The sequence below is a fragment of the Mycobacterium helveticum genome, assembly GCF_007714205.1.
Taxonomy (GTDB): domain Bacteria; phylum Actinomycetota; class Actinomycetes; order Mycobacteriales; family Mycobacteriaceae; genus Mycobacterium; species Mycobacterium helveticum.
On record NZ_VMQU01000173.1, the window covers coordinates 1 to 8931 of the forward strand.

Below are 8931 nucleotides of genomic sequence, written 5' to 3' on the forward strand. Positions count from 1 at the left end.
CCGCCGGCGCCTTGAGCGGCGCCGGCCCCCCCGCCGGCCGCTGGACCCGGCGCGCGCCGCCGCATTCGAGGTGCTGCGCGCGGTGAGCCAGCGCGACGCGTACGCGAACCTGGCGCTGCCCGCGCTGCTGCGGGAACGCGGCATCACCGGGCGCGACGCCGCCTTCGCCACCGAGTTGACTTACGGCACCTGCCGCACCCGGGGCCTGCTCGACGCGATCATCGGCGCGGCGGCCGGGCGTTCGCCGGACGTGATCGATCCGGTGCTGCTCGACCTGCTGCGCCTCGGCGCGTATCAGCTGCTGCGCACCCGGGTCGAGGCGCACGCCGCGGTGTCCACCACCGTCGAACAGGCGGGCATCGAATTCGATTCTGCGCGAGCGGGTTTCGTCAACGCGGTGCTGCGCACCATTTCGGGCCGCGACGAGAAGTCCTGGACGGACGAGCTGGCTCCCGACCCGGCGCGGGACCCGGTGGGGCATGCCGCGTTCGTGCACGCCCACCCCCGCTGGATCGCCCAGGCGTTCGCCGACGCGCTGGGGGCGGCCGCCGGGGAACTCGACGCGGTGCTGGCCGGCGACGACGAACGGCCCCAGGTGCACCTGGCGGCCCGCCCCGGGGTTCTCACCGCCGCGGAGCTGGCCGGGGCGGTGGGGGGCACCGTCGGGCGGTACTCGCCGTACGCGGTGTACCTGCCGGGCGGGGACCCGGGTGGGCTGGCGCCGGTGCGCGCCGGCGCGGCGCTGGTCCAGGACGAGGGCAGCCAGTTGGTGGCGCACGCGCTGGCGCTGGCGCCGGTCGACGGTGACACCGGGCGGTGGCTGGACCTGTGCGCCGGGCCGGGCGGCAAGACGGCGCTGCTGGCCGCGCTGGTCGCCGACCAGGCCGGGGGCCGCGTGACGGCGGTGGAGCCGTCGCCGCGGCGCGCCGCGCTGGTCGCCGAGAACACCCGCGGCCTGCCGGTGGACGTGGTGCGGGCCGACGGGCGGGAGAGCGGGCTGGAGCCGGGCTTCGACCGGGTGCTCATCGACGCGCCGTGCACCGGGCTGGGCGCCCTACGGCGCCGCCCGGAGGCGCGGTGGCGGCGGCAGCCGGCCGACGTGCCGGTCCTGGTCAAGCTGCAGCGCGAACTGCTCGCCGCCGCGATCGCGCTGACCCGCCCCGGCGGGGTGGTCCTGTACGCGACGTGTTCGCCGCACCTGGCCGAGACCGTGGGCGTGGTCGCCGACGCCCTGCGCCGTCATCCGGTGAGCGCGGTGGACACCCGGCCGCTGTTCGAGCCTGTCAGCGGGCTGGGGGAGGGCCCCAACGTCCAGCTCTGGCCGCACCGGCACGGCACCGATGCGATGTTCGCGGCCGCGCTGCGCCGCGATGCGGGGTAGCGCGACCGCGACACGACAACCCGGCCGCGGCCGCGCTGCGCCGCCTGACGTCAGAGCGGGAACAAGGCTGCGTAATCTGTCGCTCATGCCTCGATTCACCGGACCGTCAGGACGGCCCTTGATCGCGCCGTCGATCCTGGCCGCTGATTTCGCCCGGCTCGCCGACGAGGCGGCCGCCGTGCCGGGCGCCGACTGGTTGCACGTCGACGTGATGGACAACCACTTCGTGCCGAACCTCACGATCGGCCTGCCGGTCGTGGAACACTTGCTGGCCGCCACGACCATTCCGATGGACTGCCACCTGATGATCGACAATCCAGATCGCTGGGCGCCCCCGTACGCCGAAGCCGGTGCATACAACGTCACCTTCCACGCCGAGGCCACCGACAATCCGGTCGGGGTGGCCCGTGACATCCGCGCCGCCGGCGCCAGGGCGGGCATCGGCGTGAAGCCGAAAACCCCGCTGGACCCCTACCTGGAGATCCTGCCGCACTTCGACACCCTGCTCATCATGTCGGTGGAGCCGGGGTTCGGCGGCCAGCGCTTCATCCCCGAGGTGCTCGGGAAGGTGCGTGCAGTGCGCAAGATGGTCGACGCGGGGGAGTTGACGATCCTGCTCGAGATCGACGGCGGCATCAACGAGGACACGATCGAGCAGGCCGCCGAGGCCGGCGTCGACTGCTTTGTCGCGGGTTCGGCGGTGTACGGCGCGGACGACCCGGAGGCCGCGCTGGAGGCGCTTCGCCAGCAGGCCGGCGCCGCGTCCCCGCACCTGCGCGCATCGAAGAGCTCATGAGCGGCGAACAGGTCAAGAGCATCGACGAGGCCATGCGGATGGCCATCGAGCAGTCCTACCTGGTCAAGGGCAACACCTACCCGAACCCGCCGGTCGGGGCCGTGATCGTCGACCACGAGGGCCGCGTCGTCGGCGTCGGCGCGACCGAGCCGGCCGGCGGCGACCACGCCGAGGTGGTGGCGTTGCGCCGGGCCGGCGGACTGGCGGCCGGCGGCATCGCGGTGGTGACGCTCGAGCCGTGCAACCACTTCGGGAAAACCCCGCCGTGCGTGAACGCCCTCGTCGAGGCGAGGGTGGGCGCGGTGGTCTACGCCGTCACCGATCCGAACGGGATCGCCGGGGGCGGCGCGGGCCGGCTGCAGGCGGCCGGGGTGCAGGTGCAATCCGGCGTGCTGGCCGACCAGGCGGCGGGCGGGCCGCTGCGCGAATGGCTCTACAAGCAGCGCACCGGTCTGCCGCACGTGACGTGGAAGTACGCCAGCAGTGTCGACGGGCGCAGCGCCGCCGCCGACGGGACGAGCCAGTGGATCTCCAGCGACGCCTCCCGCCTGGACCTGCATCGCCGCCGCGCCACCGCCGACGCAATCGTCGTCGGCACCGGCACGGTGCTGGCCGACGACCCCGCGCTGACCGCCCGGTTCGCCGACGGCTCGCTGGCGGGGCGACAACCGCTGCGGGTGGTGGTGGGCATGCGTGATCTGCCGTCGGAGGCCAAGGTGCTCAACGACGACTCCCGCACCATGCTGATTCGCACCCACGATCCCATGGAGGTGCTCAAGGCGGTCTCGGACCGCACCGACGTGCTGCTCGAGGGGGGGCCGACGCTGGCCGGCGCGTTCCTGCGGGCCGGGCTGGTCAACCGGATCCTCGCCTACGTGGCGCCAATCCTGCTGGGCGGTCCCGTCACCGCGGTCGACGACGTGGGGGTGCCGACCATCGCGCGGGCGCTGCGCTGGCAGTTCGACGGGATCGACCGGGCCGGACCCGATCTGCTGCTCAGCCTGGTGCCGCGCGGCGACTGACCGGGTCAGCCCTTCGCGGGGGCGACGGCCTGCTCCTCGGTGAGCTCGGGTTCCTCGGCGTGCTCGGAGCGGCCGCCGACCAGCAGACTCAGCAGCGCGCCCACCACGCAGATGATCGCGGTGACCTCGAAGATGTCGCCGTACATCATCGCGAACGCCTTCAGGTACAAGGTGGCCTGCGCGGCGACCCGTTCGAACAGCGTGGCGTCGGGCGGGATCGTGGCCGTCAGCCCGGCCACGATCTGGTTGAACCGGTACAGACCCCAGGCGCTCAGCGCCGCGACGCCGATCAGCATGCCCGTCATCCGGGCCACCACCACCGCCGCCGAGGCGATGCCGTGCTCCGTGGGCGGCACGACCCGTAACGCAGCCGACGTCAGCGGCCCGATCACCAGGCCGAGCCCCAGTCCGGCCACCAGCAGGTCGGCGTGCAGCGCGGGCACGCTGAACAGCCCGAAGATGTCGTGCCGCTGCTGCATCACGTCCTGGCGCCAGTAGTGGATCAGCCAGTAGCCGCAGGCGGCGATCGTCAGCCCGATGAACGCCATCACGCGGTCGCCGGCCCGGGTGGAGATCCAGCCGCCGAGCACCGCCCCGACCGGCAGCGCGATGAGGAACCACAGCAGCAGCCCGGCCGCCTGGTTCTGGTCCATCTGCAGCACGCCCTGACCGAACAGTTCCACGTTGACCAGGGTCACCATCAGCGCGGCGCCCGCGGCCACCCATGCGCCCAGCGACGCCAGGAAGGGCCGGAAGTGCACACCGGCGGGGTCGATCAGCCGGGTGCTCGAGAAGCGCTCCCAGGCCAGAAACGCCACCGCGGCCACCACCGCCGCAATCACCAGGGGCAACCCGTAGCTAGGCAGCACGTGTTGGCCGTCGGGCTGGGGGTTGTAGAGCCCGATGACCGCGAGGCCGAGCGCGAGGGCGAGCAGCGCGCCGCCCACCAGGTCGATCTTCTGCGGTGTCGCGGTGCGTTTGCGCGACGGCAGGCTGAACTGGATCATCGTCATCGCGATCAGGGTCAGCGGCACGTTGATCCAGAACACGTAGCGCCAGTCGTGGAACAACCACACGATGAAGATGCCGTACAGGGGGCCCAGCACGCTGCCGAGTTCCTGGGCCGCCCCGATGCCGCCCAGCACGCCGGCGCGGTTGCGTTCGGCCCACAGGTCGGCACCCAGGGCCAGCGTGACCGGCAGCAGCGCACCGCTGGCCACGCCCTGGATGGTGCGGCCGGCGATCAGCATGTGGAAGTCGCCGAAATGCCCGGCCAGCGCGGTGACGATCGAGCCGACGATGAACAGGGCCAGGCTGACCTGAAGCAGGAGCTTGCGGCCGAACCGGTCCGAAGCGCGGCCCAGCAGCGGCATGGCGGCGATGTACCCCAGCAGGTACATCGTGACGATCCAGGTGATCCGCTGGAGCTGGTTGATGGGGATCCCGACGTCGCGCATGATGTCGCGCATGATGGTGACCACGACGTAGGTGTCCAGGGCGCCCAGCAGCACCGCCAGGCTGCCCGCGCCGATCGCGACCCGGCGCCCGGTGGCCGTGCTCATGAGCTCACCGGGGGCTTGCTGACCTGAACGGTCTCGCCCCACTTCGACAGCGTCATCTGCACCGCGTTGCCCTTGCTCTTCTGCAGGCTGGCCCGCACCAGTTCGTGCTCGCCGTTCTCCTGGATCCAGACCGTCGCCGGGACCGGCCCCGTCGCCCCGAAGGGCGGCGCGATCTTGTTGACCGCGTCGGCGGTGACGCTCCCGCTGATGCGGATCGTGGTCTGCCCGTCGATGGTGTCGCGGCCCTCGGCCTTGGCGTCGCTGAAGTTCGACAGCGCGTTGGCCAGGCCGGCGTCGGGACTGAGGATCACCGACACGTCGTAGATGTCGGAGGCCTTGCCGAAGTCGCTCCACTTGTTGGGCGTGAGCGTGGCGTACAGGTTGCCGTCGACGACGATGAAGTCGGCGTTGATGTCCGAGCCGCCCAGCGTGATCGTGGTGTTGCCGCTCGCGGCGGTCGCCGGCGTGGTGGTGAGGTCACCGGTCAGGTTCTTGATTGGCATCCCCGGGACCTTTCCGGTCACGGTCAGCACCAGGTGGGCGCTCTTGACGTTCTTGGTGGTCTGGGTGGACTGCTTGATCAGGGTGTTCGCGTCCGGCAGTGGCCCGCCGCTCGGTTTGGATCCCGACGAGCAGCCGGCGATCAGGGCAGCGGCGATGCTGAGGGATGCGAGGACGGCCAACAGGCGGCGGGTCTGCATACCCTGCATCGTAGATGGTGCCGGTGTCGCGGCCCGTGCACCAGTGGGGTGTGGGTCCGCGGCTCCAGTCATTAACCTGGGGCGATGTTCACCGGAATTGTCGAGGAACTCGGGGAGGTGACCGGCCGGGACGTCCTCACCGACGCCGCGCGCCTGACCATCCGCGGTCCCGTTGTCACCGCCGACGCCGGGCACGGCGACTCGATCGCCGTCAACGGCGTGTGCCTGACGGTCGTCGAGTTGCTGGCCGACGGCCAGTTCACCGCCGACGTGATGGCCGAAACCCTGAACCGCTCCAACCTGGGCGAGCTCGAGGTGGGCAGCCGCGTGAACCTGGAGCGGGCCGCGGCCCTGGGCAGCCGGCTCGGCGGTCACATCGTGCAGGGGCATGTCGATGGCACCGGGCAGGTGGTGGCGCGCGCCCCCTCCGAGCACTGGGAGGTGGTCCGGATCGCGGTGCCCGCGGCGGTGGCCCGTTACGTCGTCGAGAAGGGGTCGATCACCGTCGACGGCATCTCGCTGACGGTGGCGGGCCTCGGCGCTCAACCGCAGGACTGGTTCGAGGTGTCGCTGATCCCCACGACCCGCGAGATGACGACGTTGGGCCGCGCGCCGGTGGGGGCGCGGGTCAACATCGAGGCCGACGTCATCGCCAAATACGTCGAACGGTTGATGTCCACGTAGGGACGGACCCGCTGATCAAACCGCCGCGATACCGACGCCAGCGCGGTGGTTCATACTGAATGCAAGAACTGGACTCCCCGATGGGGCCTCACGACAGCGCCTCACGACAGCAAGGTAGCAGCGATGACGAGGTTGGACTCCGTCGAAAGGGCGGTTGCCGACATCGCGGCCGGTAAGGCCGTCGTCGTCATCGACGACGAGGACCGCGAGAACGAGGGCGACCTGATCTTCGCCGCGGAGAAGGCGACACCAGAGCTGGTGGCGTTCATGGTCCGCTACACCTCGGGATATCTGTGCGTGCCGTTGGACGGTGCGATCTGCGACCGGCTGGGCCTGTTGCCGATGTACGCGGTGAACCAGGACAAGCACGGGACGGCCTACACCGTCACCGTCGACGCGAAAAAAGGTGTGGGCACCGGTATTTCGGCGTCAGACCGGGCGACCACCATGCGTTTGCTGGCCGACCCCGACAGCGCCGCCACCGACTTCACCCGGCCGGGACACGTTGTCCCGTTGCGCGCCAAGGACGGTGGCGTGTTGCGTCGGCCCGGTCACACGGAGGCCGCCGTCGACCTGGCCCGGCTGGCCGGCCTGAAGCCCGCCGGCGCGATCTGCGAGATCGTCAGCCAGAAGGACGAGGGCGCGATGGCCCAGACCGACGAGTTGCGGGTCTTCGCCGACGAGCACGGCCTCGCGCTGATCACGATCGCCGACCTGATCGAGTGGCGGCGCAAGCACGAGAAGCACGTCGAGCGCATCGCCGAGGCTCGGATCCCGACCCGGCACGGCGAGTTTCGCGCGATCGGCTACAGCAGCATCTACGAGGACATCGAGCACGTGGCGCTGGTCCGCGGTGAGATCGCCGGCCCCAACGCCGACGGCGACGACGTGCTGGTCCGCGTGCACTCCGAATGCCTGACCGGCGACGTGTTCGGCTCGCGCCGCTGCGACTGCGGCCCGCAACTGGACGCCGCGATGGCGATGGTCGCCCGGGAGGGCCGTGGCGTGGTGCTCTACATGCGGGGCCACGAGGGCCGCGGCATCGGTCTGATGCACAAGCTGCAGGCCTACCAGCTGCAGGATGCCGGCGAGGACACCGTGGACGCCAACCTGAAACTCGGGTTGCCGGCCGACGCCAGGGATTACGGCATCGGCGCGCAGATCCTCGTCGACCTCGGCGTGCGTTCGATGCGGCTGCTGACCAACAACCCGGCCAAGCGGGTCGGGCTGGACGGGTACGGGTTGCACATCATCGAGCGGGTCCCGCTTCCGGTGCGGGCCAACGCCGAGAACATCCGCTACCTGATGACCAAGCGTGACCGGATGGGCCACGACCTGGCGGGCCTCGACGACTACTTCCACGAATCCGTGCATTTGCCAGGGGAATTCGGTGGTGCTCTGTGAGTCCCGCCGCCGGTGTGCCGGAGGTGCCGGCGCTGGACGCGTCGGAGCTGCGGCTGGCGATCGTGGCGAGCACCTGGCACAGCACGATCTGCGATGCGCTGCTGGCGGGGGCCCGCAAAGTGGCCACCGAATCCGGCATCGACAGCCCCACGGTGGTCCGCGTGACCGGGGCCATCGAGATCCCGGTGGTGGCCCAGGAACTCGCCCGCAACCACGATGCGGTGATCGCCCTGGGAGTCGTGATCCGCGGTGAGACACCCCATTTCGACTATGTCTGCGACGCGGTGACCCAGGGGCTGACCCGGGTCGCGCTGGACGCCTCGACCCCGATCGCCAACGGGGTGCTGACCACCAACACCGAGGCGCAGGCGCTGGACCGGGCCGGGCTGCCCACGTCGTCCGAGGACAAGGGCGCCCAGGCGACCGCGGCCGCCCTGACCACCGCCCTGACGCTGCGTGACCTGCGCGCCCGGTCGTGACCGACGCACCGGATCACGGGCACTGGGATGTCGTACTGCGCCCGCATCGCACGCTGCCATTCGTCTACGCCGCGGCTTTCCTGATCGCCGCCGCGCACATCGCGGTGGGCCTGCTGCTCAAGATCAAATCCACCGGGGTGATCTTCCAGACGGCCGACCAGGTCGCGATGGCGGCGCTGGGGCTGGTCATCGGCGGCGTCGTGCTGTTGTTCGCGCGGCCACGGCTGCGGGTGGGGGCGGCCGGGGTTTCGGTGCGTAACCTGTTGGGCGATCGGCTGATCCCGTGGCCAGACGTGGTTGACGTGTCGTTTCCGCCGGGGCACCGCTGGGCGCGGGTCGACCTGCCCGACGACGAGTACATCCCGGTGATGGCGATCCAGGCCATCGACAAGGAGCGCGCCGTGGCGGCCATGGACACCGTGCGGGCCCTACTGGCCCGCTACCAGCCCGGGCGGTGAGGGCGGCGTCGCCTCACGGCGCCGGTGCGACAGGCCATTTCGGCTGACCACTCGACGCGCGGGCCCGCGCCGGCGCCGGAGTCAGTCGGCCGCATCCCAGCTGCCCGGCAGCATCGGCATGTCCGGGCCGGCGCCCAGCGCATCGCCGGTCAGCGTGGCCAGCCCCGCCGCCTCGGCGACGGCCTGGTGCGAGGTGCCGGGGAATCCCATGGCTCCCGCGCCCGAACCCGAGGCCGGCGCCGCGGCGCCGGACTCCAAATCCGGGTATTCGTGCCGGAATCCGCGGTCGATCAGCCGCGTTCCCGGCCGCCTGCGCCGCCGCGCCCGTTCGGGGGCGTGCGCGCCCCCCGCCCCCCCCCCCCCCCCCGGGGCCCCCCCCCCCCCCCGCCCCCCCCCCCCCGCCCCCCCCCCCGGCCCCCCCCCCCCCCCCCGCGGCCCCCCCCC

10 protein-coding genes are annotated in these 8931 nt (G+C 71.7%); 7 read left to right on the plus strand and 3 right to left on the minus strand.

All coding sequences use genetic code 11. The features are described from left to right. From FPZ47_RS25020 to ribD, 3 genes are all read left to right on the plus strand, one after another. Window positions 1-1381: RsmB/NOP family class I SAM-dependent RNA methyltransferase (locus FPZ47_RS25020; RefSeq protein ID WP_246859904.1), on the plus strand; the 1381-nt coding region annotated here is incomplete at its 5' end. 85 nt (window positions 1382-1466) lie between these two features. Continuing rightward, window positions 1467-2177 carry a ribulose-phosphate 3-epimerase gene (rpe, locus tag FPZ47_RS25025; protein WP_144956542.1) on the plus strand — a complete coding sequence of 237 codons (711 nt, stop codon included), beginning with the start codon at window positions 1467-1469 and terminating at the stop codon, window positions 2175-2177. Then, window positions 2174-3199, plus strand: coding sequence for a bifunctional diaminohydroxyphosphoribosylaminopyrimidine deaminase/5-amino-6-(5-phosphoribosylamino)uracil reductase RibD (gene ribD / locus FPZ47_RS25030; RefSeq protein ID WP_144956539.1), 1026 nt, complete (start codon window positions 2174-2176; stop codon window positions 3197-3199). The genes rpe and ribD overlap by 4 nt, the downstream gene beginning before the upstream one ends. Before the next feature lie 5 nt (window positions 3200-3204). On the opposite strand, the gene FPZ47_RS25035 is transcribed toward ribD, so the two are convergent. Both FPZ47_RS25035 and FPZ47_RS25040 read right to left on the minus strand, forming a co-directional pair. Next, the gene (locus FPZ47_RS25035; protein ID WP_144956536.1) at window positions 3205-4761 is read right to left on the minus strand and encodes an MFS transporter; all 1557 of its coding nucleotides are present in this window, start codon (window positions 4759-4761) and stop codon (window positions 3205-3207) included. After that, complete coding sequence (locus FPZ47_RS25040; RefSeq protein WP_210420001.1) at window positions 4758-5462, minus strand: LppX_LprAFG lipoprotein; 705 nt, start codon at window positions 5460-5462, stop codon at window positions 4758-4760. The genes FPZ47_RS25035 and FPZ47_RS25040 overlap by 4 nt, the downstream gene beginning before the upstream one ends. A gap of 84 nt (window positions 5463-5546) precedes the next feature. On the opposite strand from FPZ47_RS25040, the gene FPZ47_RS25045 reads away from it, so the two are divergent. The 4 genes from FPZ47_RS25045 to FPZ47_RS25060 all read left to right on the plus strand — a co-directional run bounded on the left by FPZ47_RS25045 (window position 5547) and on the right by FPZ47_RS25060 (window position 8487). After that, entirely contained in the window at window positions 5547-6146 is a 600-nt protein-coding gene (locus tag FPZ47_RS25045; protein ID WP_144956530.1) for a riboflavin synthase, read from the plus strand. A gap of 123 nt (window positions 6147-6269) precedes the next feature. Next, window positions 6270-7550 (plus strand): bifunctional 3,4-dihydroxy-2-butanone-4-phosphate synthase/GTP cyclohydrolase II, encoded by a 1281-nt coding sequence (locus FPZ47_RS25050; protein WP_144956527.1) that lies wholly within the window; start codon window positions 6270-6272, stop codon window positions 7548-7550. Beyond that, window positions 7547-8029, plus strand: coding sequence for a 6,7-dimethyl-8-ribityllumazine synthase (gene ribH / locus FPZ47_RS25055; protein WP_144956524.1), 483 nt, complete (start codon window positions 7547-7549; stop codon window positions 8027-8029). Before FPZ47_RS25050 ends, ribH begins: the two co-directional genes overlap by 4 nt. After that, on the plus strand, window positions 8026-8487 hold the full coding sequence (locus FPZ47_RS25060) for a PH domain-containing protein (protein ID WP_144956521.1): 462 nt from the start codon (window positions 8026-8028) through the stop codon (window positions 8485-8487). Before ribH ends, FPZ47_RS25060 begins: the two co-directional genes overlap by 4 nt. 81 nt (window positions 8488-8568) lie before the next feature. On the opposite strand, the gene FPZ47_RS28635 is transcribed toward FPZ47_RS25060, so the two are convergent. Continuing rightward, window positions 8569-8745, minus strand: a complete 177-nt coding sequence (locus tag FPZ47_RS28635; protein ID WP_168209565.1) for a PPW family C-terminal domain-containing PPE protein — start codon at window positions 8743-8745, stop codon at window positions 8569-8571. Between the last annotated feature and the right edge of the window lie 186 nt (window positions 8746-8931).